The sequence below is a fragment of the Streptomyces rhizoryzae genome (assembly GCF_023155275.1).
Classification (GTDB): Bacteria; Actinomycetota; Actinomycetes; order Streptomycetales; family Streptomycetaceae; genus Streptomyces; species Streptomyces rhizoryzae.
Genome location: NZ_JALMUV010000039.1, coordinates 68,659 through 83,788 on the forward strand (window position 1 = coordinate 68,659; position 15,130 = coordinate 83,788).

Sequence of the window (15,130 nt, forward strand, 5' to 3'; positions counted from 1 at the left end):
GGCTGATCGCCGTCCGCGGTCCGCGCCGGTGCGTACGGCCGGTCGGCATCGTTTCAGGGGGAGGGGTTCGGCGTGAGCAAGGTCGAGGAATTCGAGGAACTGCGGCCGTTGTTGTTCTCGATCGCCTATCGGATCCTGGGCAGTGTCGGCGAGGCCGAGGACGCGGTGCAGGAGACGTGGCTGCGCTACGACGCCTCGGCGACCCGGCCCACGTCCACCAAGGCGTTCCTGTCGGCCACGGTGACCAGGATCTCCATCGACGTGCTGCGTTCGGCACGAGTGCGGCGGGAGGAGTACGCGGGCCCGTGGTTCCCTGAACCGCTGCTCAGCGATCCGTACCAGGATCCGGCCCGGTCGGTGGAGTTGGCGGACTCGGTGTCGATGGCGGCGCTCCTGCTGCTGGAGCGGCTCAGTCCGCTGGAGCGGGCGGTGTTCGTGCTGCGGGAGGTGTTCGCGTTCGGGTTCGACGAGATCGCCTCGGCGGTGGGACGGTCGGAGGCGGCGTGCCGGCAACTGGTGGTGCGGGCGCGGCGGCACATGGCGGACGGGCGGCCGCGCTTCGCGGCGGACCGGCAGGAGCGGCAGGAACTGGCGACGCGGTTCTTCGAGGCGCTCAAGGACGGTGACGTGGGTGGCTTGCAGAGCCTGCTGGCCGCCGATGTGCAGTTCGTCGGGGACGGCGGCGGCAAGGCACCGCAACTGGCCAAGGCGCTGGTGGGCGCGGAGAGGGTGGCGCGGCTGCTGGGTACGGTCTTCCCCTGGCTGGACCGGATCGACGTGACCTGCGAGCCGCGGGAGATCAACCGCCAGCCCGGCGCCGTCTTCCGGGGCCGGGACGGCAAGGTGCTCCACATCATGGCCCTGGACGTGCTCGACGGGCAGATCCAGACCATCCGCGCGGTGATCAACCCCGAGAAGCTCGGTCACCTGGGGCCGGTCGCCGATGCCTGGGCCGTCGACCGCGAGCTGAAGCGAGTCCGCCGCCTGCCGAACTGACCAAGCTGTCCGCCGCCGACGAGGCGCGCATCGCCGAACTGGTGAAGCGGGCGGCGAGCTGCCCCTTGGCGGCCCCGGCGTCCGAGCCACCTGAGGGGCGCGTCCGCCCAGCCGCCCCTGCCCAGCCGCCCCCGCCCGGCACCACGCCGATCGCCCCACCGCGGCTCGGCCAGGCAACGGCTGGGCAGCGGTGGGGCGTTGGGGGTCAGGCGGTGACGTAGGCGGCCAGGTGCTCGCCGGTGAGGGTGGAGCGGGCGGCGACCAGCTCGGCGGGGGTGCCCTCGAAGACGACTCGGCCGCCGTCGTGCCCGGCGCCCGGGCCGAGGTCGATGATCCAGTCGCCGTGCGCCATGACCGCCTGGTGGTGCTCGATGACGATCACGGACTTGCCGGCGTCCACGAGCCGGTCGAGGAGGCCGAGCAGCTGCTCGACGTCGGCGAGGTGCAGGCCGGCGGTCGGCTCGTCGAGGACGTACACCCCGCCCTTCTCCCCCATGTGGGTGGCCAGCTTGAGCCGCTGGCGCTCGCCGCCGGACAGCGTGGTGAGCGGCTGGCCGAGCGTGAGGTAGCCGAGCCCGACATCGGCCAGCCGCGTCAGGATCTTGTGCGCGGCCGGAATGCGGGCCTCGCCGGCGCCGAAGAACTCCTCCGCCTCGGTCACCGGCATCGCGAGCACCTCGCTGATGTCGCGCCCGCCGAGGCGGTGGTCCAGCACCGCTGCCTGGAACCGCTTCCCCTCGCAGTCCTCGCAGGTGGTGGCGACACCGGCCATCATCGCCAGGTCGGTGTAGAGGACGCCGGCGCCGTTGCAGGTGGGGCAGGCACCCTCGGAGTTGGCGCTGAACAGCGCGGGCTTGACACCGTTGGCCTTGGCGAACGCCTTGCGGATCGGCTCCAGCAGCCCGGTGTACGTCGCCGGGTTGCTCCGCCGCGAACCGCGGATCGCCCCCTGGCCGATCGACACCACACCCGCGTCGGCGCCCGCCGAACCGTTCGCCAGCGACCCGTGGATCAGCGAACTCTTACCGGACCCGGCGACGCCGGTGACGACGGTGAGCACCCCGAGCGGGATGTCGACATCCACATCGCGCAGGTTGTGCGTCGTCGCGCCGCGGATCGGCAGTGTGCCGGTGGGCTTGCGGACCGATTCCTTCAGGGCGGCCCGGTCGTCGAGATGGCGGCCGGTGAGGGTGCCGCCGGCCCGCAGCCCCGCCACGGTGCCCTCGAAGCAGACGGTGCCGCCCGCCGTACCGGCACCGGGTCCGAGGTCCACGACGTGATCGGCGATCGCGATCACCTCCGGCTTGTGCTCGACCACGAGCACCGTGTTGCCCTTGTCCCGCAGCCGCAGCAGCAGGCCGTTCATCCGCTGGATGTCGTGCGGGTGCAGACCGGTGGTGGGCTCGTCGAAGACGTAGGTGACGTCGGTCAGACTGGAGCCGAGGTGGCGGATCATCTTGACGCGCTGCGCCTCGCCACCCGACAGGGTGCCCGAGGGCCGGTCGAGCGAGAGGTAGCCGAGGCCGATCTCCACGAACGAGTCGAAGGTGTGCCGCAGCGCGGTGAGCAGCGGCGCCACCGAAGGGTCGGCGAGGCCGCGGACCCAGTCGGCCAGGTCGCTGAGCTGCATCGCGCAGGCATCGGCGATGTTGAGCTCGCCGATCCGGGACGACCGGGCGGCCTCGTTGAGCCGCGTCCCGTCGCACTCGGGACAGGCGGTGAAGGCCACCGCGCGGTCCACGAACTCCCGGATGTGCGGCTGCATCGCCTCCCGGTCCTTGGCGAGCATCGACTTCTGGATCCGCGGGATCAGACCCTCGTAGGTCATGTTGATGCCCGCGATCTTCATCCGGGTCGGCTCGCGGTGGAGGAAGTCCTGGAGCTCCTTCTCGGTGAACGTACGGATCGGCTTGTCCGCGGGGAAGAAGCCCGACTCGCTGTAGAGCCGGTAGTTCCAGCCGCCCGGCTTGTAGCCGGGAACGGTGAGCGCGCCCTCGGCCAGTGACTTGGCGTCGTCGAAGAGCTGGCCGAGGTCCAGGTCGGACACCGTGCCCCGGCCCTCGCAGCGCGGACACATACCGCCGGCGCGGGTGAAGGTCACCTTCTCCGCCTTCTGCGTGCCGCGCTCGACGGTGATCGCGCCGCTCGCCCGGACCGAGGGCACGTTGAAGGCGAACGCACCGGGCGGACCGATGTGGGGCTTGCCGAGCCGGCTGAAGAGGATGCGCAGCATCGCGTTGGCGTCGGTGGCGGTGCCGACCGTGGAACGGGGGTCGGCGCCCATCCGCTGCTGATCCACGATGATCGCGGTGGTCAGCCCTTCGAGCACGTCCACCTCGGGCCGGGCCAGTGTCGGCATGAAGCCCTGGACGAAGGCGCTGTACGTCTCGTTGATCAGCCGCTGCGACTCGGCGGCGATCGTGTCGAAGACCAGCGAGCTCTTGCCCGAGCCGGAGACGCCGGTGAAGACCGTCAGCCGGCGCTTGGGGATCTCGACGCTGACGTCCTTGAGGTTGTTCTCGCGCGCGCCGTGCACGCGGATCACCTCGTGACTGTCGGCGACGTGCGACCCGGGCGACTGCGCGCCCGTGCTCGTGCCTGTGCTCGTGGCCTTGCTCATCTGTCTCCCTCTCCTCTGCGGGCGTCGCCCCGACGCGCCCCGCGCGGCAGGCGGGCCGCCCTGGCGATCCCCGTCCGCGTCGCCGACCGGCTCGGCGCGACCGGGTGCGACCGGTGTGACCGGTGCGACCGGCGGGTCCGAGTGGCTCCGGTCGGCCGACTCCGGCCGACCGGCTCCGAGAAGTATGTCCGGTCGGGATGCGAGGGCGCGGCCGGTCACCGGTTCCGGGGCGATGCCGCAGGTCAGGGGAGGGGAGCTGGGGGGCCGGGCCGGGGGGAAAGCGAGCCGAGCGCCACGGCCCCCGCCTGTCAGGCAGCCACCGCTTCCACGATCGAGAGGACCGTGCTGGTGGGCACCACACGGGACAGGCGCAGGCCCGCCGTCTCGAAGAGCGCGGCGAAGTCCGCCTCGGTACGCTCCCGGCCGGTCAAGGACGCCATCATCATCAGGTCCAGTGCCTTGGCCTGGTGGGGCGCGTTGCCCGGCGGCACCACCGCGTCCAGGACCAGGATCCGGCCGCCGGGCCGGAGCGACCGACGGCAGTGGCTGAGGATGACCGCGCTCTGCTCGTCGTCCCAGTCGTGCAGGATCCGCTTGATCAGGTAGAGGTCACCGGCCGGTACGGAGGCGAAGAAGTCGCCGTCCGCCGTCCGCCACCGCCCGGCTACCGCTTCCTCGCCGCCCAGGCGGTGTCCGGCCAGGACGTGCGACCGGTCGTGGAGGACGCCCTCCAGGCCGGGGTGGCGGCGCAGGACCTCCAGCAGCAGGCCGCCGTGTCCACCGCCGACATCGACGACCGTTCCGGCCGCCGGGAAGTCGTAGGCGGCGGCGAGGGGCCCGTTCTCCGCGTCGGACATCGCCGCCATGCCGTCGTGGAAGACGGCGGCGGTCCGCGGGGCCTGCGCGAAGTGGTCGAAGAACGGCATGCCGAAGATGCCGGCGAACGCCGAGCCGCCCTCGGTCAGGCAGCGGCTCATGTCGTTGGCGGGCAGCCACATGGTGCGGTCGGTGAGCATCAGGATGGCGGTACGGGCGGAGTACGGGGCGTCGCTGCGCAGCGCCTGCCCGGCCTCCGTCAGCCGGAACCGGCCCTGCTCGTCCTCCGCCAGTACGCCGCGCGTGGCGAGGAGGCGCAGCACCCGGTAGAGGTTGCCGGCATCGGTGCCGGTCGCGGCGGCGAGGTCGGCGGGGGAGCGGGGGCCGTCGGCGAGGTGGTCGGCGACCTGCACGTCGGCCGCCGCGCGGAGAGCGGCCGGATAGAGAAAGCCGAGGACCTCGTCCACGAGGAAGGCGGCCGACCGGCGGAAGGGCGAGTCCGAGGGGGAGTCCGCCGGGGAGGGGCCATCCGCCGGTCCTGACGCCCCCTCACCCTCGCTCCAGCCGTGACCGCATCCGCTGCTGTCGGTGTCGGTGTCGGTGCCGCTGCCGATGTCGAGGTTGCCGTTCCCGTTGCCGGTCCCGTCGCCGCCGCTGTCGCTCACGCTTCCGTTTCCGCTTCCCTGATCCTGCCGCATGCCGATGTCCCCTCCTTCTCGATGCACGCCCGGGCCGTCGGCTGCCGGGCCGCAGTGGGCACGCGATGCCTAGGGGGCTGGCCCTGTCCGGTCCCGCGCCACCCCGAGCCCCGCGCGTCCCCGCCCGCCGGTGAGGCTGCCCCTCGGCGACCGCCCCGAAGCACCGGCCTCCTGCAAGGCGCCCAACACCGGCCGACTCGCGACGGGTTACGGCCAGGAGTGGCCCGTCAGCACCGGCCTGCCGGTCGGCGCCGGGGGCGGCCGACCGGTCGCGCGCACCCGATCCGTGCACGTTCAGGCGAGTGAACCGTGCGGCGCGCGGCCTTGCGAAGCCAGGCTGACGGCGCGGGGCCGGAGCGGCCGGGCATTGAGGTCCACCCGGGCCCGGAGTGGTTCGGCGTACGGGGAAGCGGGGGCGAGGGTGTCCAGCAGGGTGTGGGCGCGGCGGCGCAGCTCCGCCAGGACCTGGTTGTACGGGTCGAGCACGGGCGGGCTGAGCAGCAGGTCGGTCAGCTGCCGGCGGGGCGATTCCGCCTGGGCGGCCTGTTCCAGTAGCGGCAGCGCACGTTCCCGGGTGGCGGGGGCTGACTGGGTGAGGAGGTGGACCAGCAGGTAGGTGGCGGTACCGTTGCGCAGATCCGCTCCCGGGCCGCCGCACAAGTCGTCGTGATCGTTGCGGAATTGCGCGAGGGCGCCCAGCACTTCGCCGAATGCGTACCAGGCCGCGACCGCTTCGCCGCACTCCTGCCAGGCCGCGACGCCGTCCGGCCCCGCGCCGGTGCCGTGTGCCAACCGGGCGGCCATGGCGCAGGCCATCGCGTACACCGCGCCGCTCTTCTTCCGGTACACCTCGTACACGGCCTCCGGTCCCACCTGCTGCGGCGCGTGGAGGAGGTCGCGGATCTGCCCATCGCTGGCGGCGGCCCAGGCGTCCAGGTAATCGGCGCTCAGGGCCCGGCACAGTGCCTGGGGGACGGGCAGCTCGGCGAGGGCGCGCAGCGGTAGCCCGTACCCGCACTCCAGGGCGGCGGTCATGGCCGCGCCGCGGTCCATGCCGTACATCAGTGTGCCGGCGTCGCCGTCGGCCACGTCGTCGAAGGTGTTGGCCGACCGCCACCACAGGGCGTGGGCCGCGGCGACCGGCACCGCGGGCGCGGCGCGGCCGCTGATCGCCGCGTGGACGAGGAGCGGGAGGGCGGCCTCCTGGGGGTCGCGCCGCCCGTGCTCGACCAGCGCGGCCAGGGAGGTGCGGAGCACCGGGTGCCGCGCCCCGTAGTGCCGTTGGACGAGATCGGCCAGGTGGCGCCGTACGTGGGGGAAGAGACTGCGGATGTGCTCCTCGGGGTCCCGGCCGGCCGGCTCGGACTGCTGACCGGGCGGGGGCGGAGGGGGCGTGGTGCGGGCGCTCTCGTCAGGTGAGGACGGCGAAGCAGGGGTGGTGGGGGGAGTCTGCGGAGTGGGGGGATTGGGGGGATTGGGGGGATTGGGGGACAATCTGGTCTCCGAAATGTGGTGCCGGGGCGGGTGGTTGGCGGAGTCGGGGGGTGGCCCGGGGCGGGTCAAGCGCTGGGGTCCGCGGGTGCGTGGGTGGTGGCCGCGGCGGGGGTGCCTGGCGCGGCGGCGGGCGGTTCGGCGGCCGGCGGTATGAAGAGGGCGAGCGCGCCGCTGGCCACCGAGGTGAGCGCGATGGCGCCGGTCGTGACGGCGAACGCCCGGCCGTGCGGGTCGCCTGCCTGGACACGGGCGAAGAACACCGCCCCGAAACCGCACACGCCGAGCGCGGCACCGAGTTGCTGAACGGTGGAGACCACCCCCGACGCGGCCCCGGAATCGGCCTGGGGGACGGTGCGGAGGGTCACCGCGAGCACCGGGGTGACGAACAGCCCCAGCCCGGCACCGGCCACCCCGAGGGCCGCCAGCAACCACGGCACCGAGCCGTAGGACGCGCTCAGCACGCACCCTGCGTACCCCACCGACGCGAGGGCGGCGGCCAGGCAGAGCGCCAGCCGGTCCGCGAGCCGCCGCAGCAGCCGCGGAGCGAGGAGCGAGGTGACGGCGAAGGTGCCCGCGCACGGCAGTATGCCGGCGCCGGTCGCCAACGGACCCCAGTGCAGGCCCTGTTGGAGCAGCAGCCCGAGGATCAGTACGAAGGCGTTCAGACCGCAGTTGAGCAGGGCCACCAACGCCAGTCCGCGGCGGAATCCGGGCAGCCGCAACAGCTCCGGGGGGAGCAGCGGCGCGCCGCCGCGCGCCCGCAGCCCCCGCTCGTACCGGAGGAAGCCGGCCGCCACCAGGAACGACCCGGCCAGGCAGAGCAGGCTCCAGGGCGGGTAGCCGTGCGCCCGGCCGATGACCAGGGGGACGGTGAACAGTGCGAGGGCCCCGGCGGCCAGGACGGTGCCGAGCGGGTCCAGCCCCTCCGCGCCCGGCGCGTCCCGGAACGCCGGCCAGTGGCACCGGCGCGCGGCGGCCCACGGCAGCAGTGCCAGCGCCGCGCCCCCCACCGGGACGTTGACCAGGAAGACCGCGCGCCACCCGAGACCGGCGAGATCGGCGGCCAGCAGCCAGCCGCCCAGCAGTTGCCCGGACACCGCACCGATCCCCATCACCGCACCGGTCGCCGCGAACGCGGTGCGCCGCTCCGCCTCGTCCGGGAAGAGCGTCTGCGCGGCCAGGTAGACCTGGGGAACCAGGAGCGCGGTACCGGCGCCCTGGGCCAGGCGGGACGCCACCAGGACCGGCGCCGAGGGCGCGAGGCCGCAGCCGATCGACGCGGCGGTGAAGACCGCCATACCGGCGCCGAAGACCCGGAAGCACCCGAAGGCGTCCCCCAGGCGCCCGCCCGCGATCAGCCCGAGCCCGTACACCAGTTGGTACCCGGCGAGGACGAGCTGCTCCTCGCCGGTGGTGGTGTGCAGACCGTGCTGGAGTGCGGGTATCGCGACGACGACGATGAACACGTCGAGATTGGCGAGGAAGGTGCCGGCGAGCAGGACGGCCAGCGCCGCCCAGCGCCGAATCGGGCGCGCGGCGCGGCTCCGGGTGGGCCGGGTGCGCGGGCGGTCCCGCCGACGCCGTCGCCTGCCCGGCGGACCGGCCTCGAACCGGCGCGCAGGTTCAGCGAATGGTGGTGCGCTGGCGCGAGAGTGGTGGACGGGGTGTGCCCCTTGGGTCCTGAAAGGGGGCAACCGGCCGCCGCGTCAAGGTAGTTGGTGCGCCTTGTCGGTCTACGTCGGCAGTCGCTGACTCATTGGGCCCCCTCCGGCGTTCGGCGCCGCGACCCCTCGCCCGCACCGGTCCGCGAAGTCGTTGCCCAGCGGCAGCCAGCGGGAGTGGAGCGCCCGGGCGGTGGATGCCCGGGCCGGGGCGGGCCCCCGCAGGAGCAGGCCGCAGAGCGTTGGCGGTCCCGCGCCGCCGCCCCCGCACCGCATCGCACCGCCGCCTGGGCGCGCCTCACCCGTCCGGCTCAACGCGACCCCCGCGCTCCGGACCGTGCCCCTCCACCACTGGGATGACACGGAACGGCCGGTCCGCGCCGTACGGCCGCCGCCCAGCCGCCCTCGGCCAGACTGGGCGCCGTCCACCACCACCCCACCAGCCGGAGGTCGCCGCCGTGACGCTCCCTCGCGCCGCCGCCGACGGCGACGACCACCTGCCGGGCCTCGGCCCGCGGACCGCGTCACCCCGCCACACCTCGTCACCGCGCCCGCGGCCACCCCGCCTGCCGCTCACCCTCCGCCGCACCGCCCCGGACCGGGCGACGGCCGTCCCGTCCACCCCGACCCCCGACCTCCGCATCGCCTCCTGCCACCGTCTCGCGCGGCTCCGCCCGGGACCGGACGGGCCCGGCGCGGCCGATGGCGCCGACGCGACGAAGGCGTCGCCGGCGTGAGGGAGAAGCGCGCCCCGAACCCCGGCAGCCCTGATCCGCGGCGGTCCCGCAACCGCAGGGAACAACTGATGATCGATCCTGAAATCGACGCCGTGCTGCGGGCCATCCGCGAGGATCCCGGCCTGCCGTCCTTCGACGGCGTCTCCGTCCACCAGGCACGGGCGCGCGAGGCCGCCGTCCGGGAGAAGTACTACCGCCCGGCGAGCCACCCGGTCGCCGCCATCGAAACGGTGCCGGTGCCCGGACCGGCCGGTGACCTGCCCGTCCGCGTGTACCGGCCGCTGGGCGACCGCCGGCCGGAGGCCACGGTGGTCTACTTCCACGGCGGCGGGTGGGTGCTCGGCGACCTCGACGCGTACGACAGCCACGCCCGGCGCCTGGCGCACACCACCGGCGCCGTCGTCGTCCACGTCGGCTACCGGAATGCCCCGGAACACCCCTTCCCCGCCGCCTACGACGACTGCGTCGCCGCCACCGAGTGGGTGTGGAAACACCTCGACGCGCTCGGCGGCAGCCGGCGGCACCTCGCGCTGGCGGGCGACGGCGCGGGCGGCAACCTCGCGGCCGCGGTGGCCGTCCACTGCCGCGACACCGGCCTCCCGCTCGCCGCCCACCTGCTCGTCCACCCACCGCTCGACCTGTACCCCGCCCTCAACGGCGCCCCCGACGGCGACCGTGACTGTGACCCCGGCGGCGATCCTGACTGTGGCCCCGACGGCGACCGCGCCGGACCCGTGGCCCCAGGGGAGCACTGGGCCTGGCTCCACTACCTCGGCGGCGACCCGGCACAGGCCGCGGACCCCCGGGTCTCCCCGCTACGTACCCCCACCCTGGCCGGGCTCGCGCCCGCGGTGATCGGGGTCGGCAGCCACGATGCCCTGCGCCCGCAGTGCCGCGCGTACGCCGAGGCGCTGGCGGCCTCCGACGTCCCCGTGCTCTACCGGGAGTACCCCGGCCTCGTCCACGCCTTCTTCGGTATGGGAACGGTCGCGCCGCGCGCCGACCGGGCCGCCGGTGAACTGTGCCGCGACCTCTCGGCCATCCTGCAACCCGACCACTGACCCCCACGCCCCCGCATCCCGCCGCCCCCCCCGGATCGGAGCCCCGCATGGCCGGTGACCCGCCCTGTCTCGACACCCCGCTGGAGCTCCCGGCCGCCGAGTGGCAGCGTCTGAAGGGCTTCGCGGCCGCCGTGTGGCAGGCCACGGCGGACGCGCTGGCCGCCCACCTCCGCACCCCCGCCGCCGACCTGCCGGCCTGGATGACCGACCAGTACGGCGCCCTGCGCGATCTGTGGCACGGCGCCGGCGCCGACCCCCGCCTGGACACCATGCGCCTGGACCTCGGCTGGACCGACGAGGGCGAGCCGCGGACCCTGGAACTCAATGCCTGGACGCAGTGGGGCTGGTTCAGCCTGGAACCGATGGCCGCCCGCACCCTGCCGTCCCGGCAGGACCACTCCCTGGCCCCCGACCCGGAACGCCTGGTGTCCCACCTCCTCCACCGGCTCGGCCGGCGCATCGCCCTGATCGCCGCGGGCTCCCAAGTCCTGGCGGAACTGGAGGAGTTGGCGGGGCGACTGGCCCGCCGCGGCGCCGCCGCCGAAATCATCGACCCGCTGCCGGACGGGGGCGCCCGCCTGCGCGCCTTCGCCCCCTCCGGGCTGCTGCTCAAGGTCTGCGACCCGCAACTGCTCGTCCGCCACGCCGACCTCATCCGGTGGCTGGCCGGTCTGCCGCTGCCGCGGGTGCCGGAGTTCCCGTCCCTCTTCATCGCCGACGACAAGACCTTCCTCAGCGAGGTCCAGCGCCACTGCCCCCGGCCCGTCGTGCCCGCGACCGTGCCGCTGCCCCGCTACCTGAACGGCGAGACCGCAGGCATCACCCGCGCCCGGGCGGTCGTCAAACCCGCCCACCGGATGCGCGGCGACGGCGTCGCCTACGGCGCGGACTTCACCGACGCCGCCTGGGCCGACCACCTCGCCGGCCTCCACACCGCGTCCCCCGATGCCTGGATCGTCCAGGAACGGTGCCGGCTGCGCACACTGCCCGACGGCCGCTACGGGGACCTCTCGGTCTTCCTCGTCGACGGCCACGTGGCCGGCGCCTTCGCCCGCGTCTCCCCGTACCGCACGGTCAACCACGGCCAGGGCGGCGCCGTCCAACTGGTCGTCACCGACGCCGGCGAAAGCAGCAGACCGACCGCCGACGGCCGGCCGCCGGCTCGGCGGGGCAGGACCCGGTCCCGCGGATGAACCTCGTCACCAACCCGCCCCCCCCGGGCGCCCGGCCGGCCCCCTCGCTGCCGCATGGGACCTGCCTGGAACCTGACCGCGGCCGTGATCGGCCCCGACGGCGCACTGCCCCACGGCCTGGCATCCCTGCCCGCGGTGGCCTGCGCGGCCCTCGCCTTCGCCACCCTGACCCTCTGGGACCCGGCCGTCCTCGACTGGATCATTCTCCCGGGGCTACGCCCCCGCCCGCTCGTCCTGCCGGGCACCGAAGCCGTGACCGACTGTCCCGTTGCAGCGAAATCGTTGGACACTCCTCAGGCCGGTGGGCGAGCATCCGCGGGTGACAGAGGAGACCGAGCGCCTGAGGCCGCTCACGCGGAGCCCGCGGAATGTGCGTTTTGTCGAGCTCTCCGGGGAGGTGATGTCCGCATTGCTGGACGGCGATCTGGCCGCAGCCGGCACGACGGCCGGGGTCACGCTGACCGAGTACTTCGTGACGGACCGAGCTCGATGGCTGTGGCGGTTCCGGCTCGGTCAGATGGCCGCCGATCCCGGTCGTGCGCGATGGATGGCGCGCCAGGCGGTCGTCGGCGACGAGGGCCTCGTCGTCGGGCACGCCGGGTTCCACGGGCCGCCCGATGAGGTCGGCACGGTCGAGATCGGTTACTCCATCGCTCCGCCTTTCCGCCGTCGGGGATACGCCCGGTCCACGCTGATCGAGTTGCTTCGCCGGGCGGCGGCCGAACCCGCAGTCGTGACCGTGCGGGCAACCATCAGTCCCGACAACGTGGCGTCACTGGCCACGCTTTCCGGCTTCGGGTTCGCCCGGGTCGGAGAGCAGTGGGATGAGGAGGACGGCCTCGAACTCGTCTACGAGGCCCCTGCCCGCAGGGATTCACCGGCCCGGTGGGAGGGTTCGCGGCAGAGCCCCGGCTGTGGCTGAAGGGTCCGGCGCGACGGCCAGGGTGTGGCGCGGCGAGGTGCCGGCTCGCCGCGCGCGGACGCGGCTCGGCCGTCACGCCGCCCTGACGAGGCGGTTGGCGAACGTCGACAGGGTGTAGGTGCCGATCCCCATCACGACTTCCAACGCATTGCGCTCGGTGTATCCGTGGGTCAGCAGGGCGTCGAGGGAGTCGTCGGGCACGGCGCCGGTGGTGGCCAGGACGTCGAGCGTGAACGTCCGGAGCGCGTCGAGCCGTTCGTCGGGGAGTGTGCGCTCCTCGCGGAGGGCGGTGATGAGTGCGGTCTCCGCACCGAGTGCGCGGAGCTTGCCGGTGTGGAGGGTGAGGCAGAGGTGGCACTCGTTGCGAGCCGCGACCGTCATGATGACGACCTCCCTGGACAGCGGGTCCAGGGTGCAGCGCTCGAAACTCGCGCTCAGGGACAGGAAACCGTTGAGCAGCTCCGGCGACGTGGCCAGCCGCGCCACCGCGTCCGGCACCGTGCCGCCCCAGGCTTCGGCGGTGGCCCGCATCGCCGGGCGCGACGCGGGCGGAGCGCTCTCCACGCTGTGTGCAGCGAACATGGATCCTCCTAAGATGGTCAACGTGGTTGACGATGAGATGGTAAACCAGGTTGTCTTTCGAGGGAAGCGGGAAGATGTGGAGGACCGGGACGCCGGCCGGCCCAGGGCCGGCCATGACCTTCCGCTGCTGCTGTTCGCGGGGTTCCGCACGCTCATCGACGCGGTACATGCCGAACTCGCCGCGCAGGGGCACCCGGACGTCCGCCCGGCGCACGGGTTCGCCCTCCAGGCGATCGGACGCGACGGGGCCGCCGCCAGTGACCTCGCCCGCCGCCTGGGCATCTCCAAGCAGGCCGCGGGCAAGACCGTCGAGCGCCTGGTCGAGCTGGGCTATGCCGAACGCGCCGCTGATCCCGCCGACGCCCGGCGCAGGATCGTGCGGCTGACCGAGCGGGGGCGTGACGTGCTGGCCCGGTCTGCCGCGATCTTCGAGCGGCTGCGTGCGGAGTGGGCCGCGACACTGGGCGAGGACCGCCTGGCCGCGATGGAGGACGACCTGCGGGCCGTGGTCGCCCCCGGGGCGTTCCGCCTGGACGCGGCGGGATGGATGGGGGGCATGGGCTGATCCGTGGAATGGGCGCGGGGGGGGGAGGGGCGGGGTGGGTTGGGCGGAGGGATTGGCCGGTGGGTGCACCGCGCCTGGGGGGGCGTCGCTGGGGCGGCCGACGCCGGACGGTGCTGCCGGGGCGGCCGACGCGGGCCGGTGGCGCCGGTGCCGCGGATGTCGCCGGTGCCGCCGCGGGCGCTCAGCCGAGGTTGGTGAGGGGGAGCAGGCCGCGTTCGGCGAAGACCTTCTTCGCGACGAGGGTGGCGTTGATCGAGCGCGGCATACCGCAGTAGACGGCGGAGTGCAGCAGGGCCTCGGTGATCTCGACGGGGGCCAGGCCGACGTTGAGGGCCGCGTTGATGTGCACGTCGAGCTCGATCTCGCAGCCGCCGAGCGCGGCGAGCACGCCCAGGGTGACCAACTGGCGGTCCCGCGGCGCCAGTTCAGGCCGGGCGTACATGTCGCCGAACGCCCAGGCGACCACCTGGTGCCCCAGTTCCGGTGAGGTGTCCGCGAGGGAGTCCACGATGCGCTGTCCCGCCTCGCCGTCCACCTGCTCCAGCACCTTCATGCCGTACTCGTAGCGCTCCGCGCGGTTCATGGTTCTCTCCCTCTGGGGTGGACGGTCGCTCCGGTCGGCCGGTGCGATCCGCGATGACTCCAGCCTGGCGCGGAAAGCGTCCGACGCTGCTCCGTGGGCATGACTGGCTATACTTGCCATGCCTGGGAGGTATGGATGGAGCTGCGGTTGCTCGGCTATGCGGTCGCGATCGCCGAAGAGGGCAGTATCAGCGGCGCGGCCCGGCGGCTGCATCTGACGCAGCCCACGCTGAGCCGCCAACTACGCGAGATGGAACGGCAGTTGGGCGTCACGCTGTTCGTCCGGGAGGGCCGCGGGCTGGCGCCCACCCAGGCCGGACAGGTGCTGGTGCGGCGAGCGGTCACCGTGCTCGCCGAGGCGGCGGCCGCCCTGAAGGACGTCCGGCTGGCCGCGCAAGGCATCACCGGGCGCGTGACGGTCGCCTTCGCCGGGTCGGGCATCAACGGACCGCTCGGCGGCGCACTGAGCCGCGTACGCCGCGAACTACCCCGGGTGGACCTCCAACTGGAGGAGAGTTTCAACGACGCCGAGATGTCCACCGGCGTGCTGGAGGGCCGTTACGACCTCGCGGTCCAGCGCCTTCCGATGCGCGACGCCCGGCTGGCCACCCAGGTCTGGTGGCGGGAACCGCTCACCCTCTTCCTGCCCGCGGGCCACCCCCTGGCCCACCCCTCCGAAGCCGCCCCGCTCACCGCGTTGGGCCAGATCCCCCTGGTCATCTGGCCGCGGGAGGTCTCCCCCCGCTCCTACGACGAGATCATCGCGCTCTGCAACGGCGCCGGCATCGTGCCGCAGATCAGCGCCGAGGGGCGCAGTGTGCAGACACTGCTGGCCCTGGTCGCGGCCAAGTTCGGGGCCGCGGTGCTCGCCGACTCGCACCGTGCGCTGCGCCGCGTCGGCGTGACCCCGAGGCCGCTGGCCGGCACCTCGACCACCCTGCACCTGGTCTGGCGCGCCGACGACCCCAACCCGCTCGTCGAACGGCTCCGCACCGTCCTCACCGCCGTTCTCGCTGACGCCCGCACCGGCACCTGAGCGGGCCGCCACCTCGCACACGCCCACTGCCCACGGGCACTACGCCCCCCCCGGTTCCCCGCCCGCGAAGGGCGTCCCCGCGTCCGGGACCGCTCCCTGCCCTGCGGAGCCCTCAGAGGACGTCCCGTTCAGGTGCGTGTTAGTTCATGGGTTGTGCCAGGTTGTGG

13 protein-coding genes are annotated in these 15,130 nt (G+C 73.8%); 7 read left to right on the forward strand and 6 right to left on the reverse strand.

The features are described 5' to 3' along the window. The first annotated feature begins 72 nt into the window (after nt 1–72). Complete coding sequence (locus MUU72_RS26550; RefSeq protein WP_248015934.1) at nt 73–996, forward strand: RNA polymerase sigma-70 factor; 924 nt, start codon at nt 73–75, stop codon at nt 994–996. 205 nt (nt 997–1,201) lie between these two features. On the opposite strand, the gene MUU72_RS26555 is transcribed toward MUU72_RS26550, so the two are convergent. The 4 genes from MUU72_RS26555 to MUU72_RS26570 all read right to left on the reverse strand — a co-directional run bounded on the left by MUU72_RS26555 (nt 1,202) and on the right by MUU72_RS26570 (nt 8,318). Continuing rightward, a complete protein-coding gene (locus tag MUU72_RS26555) occupies nt 1,202–3,616 on the reverse strand; it encodes an ATP-binding cassette domain-containing protein (protein ID WP_248015935.1) in 2,415 nt (804 codons plus the stop codon). Nucleotides 3,617–3,924: 308 nt separating this feature from the next. Continuing rightward, entirely contained in the window at nt 3,925–4,899 is a 975-nt protein-coding gene (locus tag MUU72_RS26560) for a methyltransferase (protein ID WP_248015948.1), read from the reverse strand. Between the two features lie 525 nt (nt 4,900–5,424). After that, a complete protein-coding gene (locus MUU72_RS26565) occupies nt 5,425–6,624 on the reverse strand; it encodes a polyprenyl synthetase family protein (protein ID WP_248015936.1) in 1,200 nt (399 codons plus the stop codon). 65 nt (nt 6,625–6,689) lie between these two features. Continuing rightward, nucleotides 6,690–8,318 carry an MFS transporter gene (locus MUU72_RS26570; RefSeq protein WP_282504672.1) on the reverse strand — a complete coding sequence of 543 codons (1,629 nt, stop codon included), beginning with the start codon at nt 8,316–8,318 and terminating at the stop codon, nt 6,690–6,692. Nucleotides 8,319–8,743: 425 nt separating this feature from the next. Between MUU72_RS26570 and MUU72_RS26575 the strand changes: the two genes are divergently transcribed. The 4 genes from MUU72_RS26575 to MUU72_RS26590 all read left to right on the forward strand — a co-directional run bounded on the left by MUU72_RS26575 (nt 8,744) and on the right by MUU72_RS26590 (nt 12,198). Beyond that, nucleotides 8,744–9,022, forward strand: coding sequence for a hypothetical protein (locus MUU72_RS26575; RefSeq protein WP_248015938.1), 279 nt, complete (start codon nt 8,744–8,746; stop codon nt 9,020–9,022). Between the two features lie 68 nt (nt 9,023–9,090). Then, nucleotides 9,091–10,083: an alpha/beta hydrolase gene (locus tag MUU72_RS26580; protein ID WP_248015939.1), complete on the forward strand. Its 993-nt coding sequence runs from the start codon at nt 9,091–9,093 to the stop codon at nt 10,081–10,083. A 47-nt stretch (nt 10,084–10,130) separates the two neighbouring features. Next, entirely contained in the window at nt 10,131–11,276 is a 1,146-nt protein-coding gene (locus tag MUU72_RS26585; RefSeq protein ID WP_248015940.1) for an ATP-grasp domain-containing protein, read from the forward strand. A gap of 400 nt (nt 11,277–11,676) precedes the next feature. Next, the gene (locus tag MUU72_RS26590; RefSeq protein WP_248015949.1) at nt 11,677–12,198 is read left to right on the forward strand and encodes a GNAT family N-acetyltransferase; all 522 of its coding nucleotides are present in this window, start codon (nt 11,677–11,679) and stop codon (nt 12,196–12,198) included. Nucleotides 12,199–12,270: 72 nt separating this feature from the next. Here MUU72_RS26590 and MUU72_RS26595 read toward each other — a convergent pair whose 3' ends face one another. Further along, nucleotides 12,271–12,780, reverse strand: a complete 510-nt coding sequence (locus MUU72_RS26595) for a carboxymuconolactone decarboxylase family protein (protein ID WP_248015941.1) — start codon at nt 12,778–12,780, stop codon at nt 12,271–12,273. Between the two features lie 13 nt (nt 12,781–12,793). Here MUU72_RS26595 and MUU72_RS26600 point away from each other — a divergent pair, with 13 nt between their 5' ends. Next, nucleotides 12,794–13,345, forward strand: a complete 552-nt coding sequence (locus MUU72_RS26600) for a MarR family winged helix-turn-helix transcriptional regulator (protein ID WP_248015942.1) — start codon at nt 12,794–12,796, stop codon at nt 13,343–13,345. A 181-nt stretch (nt 13,346–13,526) separates the two neighbouring features. Here the strand turns inward: MUU72_RS26600 and MUU72_RS26605 are convergent, their stop codons facing one another. Then, nucleotides 13,527–13,928, reverse strand: a complete 402-nt coding sequence (locus MUU72_RS26605) for a carboxymuconolactone decarboxylase family protein (RefSeq protein ID WP_248015943.1) — start codon at nt 13,926–13,928, stop codon at nt 13,527–13,529. Nucleotides 13,929–14,063: 135 nt separating this feature from the next. On the opposite strand from MUU72_RS26605, the gene MUU72_RS26610 reads away from it, so the two are divergent. Further along, complete coding sequence (locus MUU72_RS26610; RefSeq protein ID WP_248015944.1) at nt 14,064–14,963, forward strand: LysR family transcriptional regulator; 900 nt, start codon at nt 14,064–14,066, stop codon at nt 14,961–14,963. The last annotated feature ends 167 nt before the right edge of the window (nt 14,964–15,130 follow it).

What these genes read in the sequence shown, in the direction of transcription:
- MUU72_RS26610 (WP_248015944.1), top strand. Translation starts at nt 14,064, where the DNA reads ATGGAGCTGCGGTTGCTCGGCTATGCGGTCGCGATCGCCGAAGAGGGC.
- MUU72_RS26600 (WP_248015942.1), top strand. Translation starts at nt 12,794, where the DNA reads ATGGTCAACGTGGTTGACGATGAGATGGTAAACCAGGTTGTCTTTCGA.
- MUU72_RS26555 (WP_248015935.1), bottom strand. Translation starts at nt 3,616, where the DNA reads ATGAGCAAGGCCACGAGCACAGGCACGAGCACGGGCGCGCAGTCGCCC.
- MUU72_RS26580 (WP_248015939.1), top strand. Translation starts at nt 9,091, where the DNA reads ATGATCGATCCTGAAATCGACGCCGTGCTGCGGGCCATCCGCGAGGAT.
- MUU72_RS26585 (WP_248015940.1), top strand. Translation starts at nt 10,131, where the DNA reads ATGGCCGGTGACCCGCCCTGTCTCGACACCCCGCTGGAGCTCCCGGCC.
- MUU72_RS26590 (WP_248015949.1), top strand. Translation starts at nt 11,677, where the DNA reads ATGTCCGCATTGCTGGACGGCGATCTGGCCGCAGCCGGCACGACGGCC.
- MUU72_RS26595 (WP_248015941.1), bottom strand. Translation starts at nt 12,780, where the DNA reads ATGTTCGCTGCACACAGCGTGGAGAGCGCTCCGCCCGCGTCGCGCCCG.
- MUU72_RS26605 (WP_248015943.1), bottom strand. Translation starts at nt 13,928, where the DNA reads ATGAACCGCGCGGAGCGCTACGAGTACGGCATGAAGGTGCTGGAGCAG.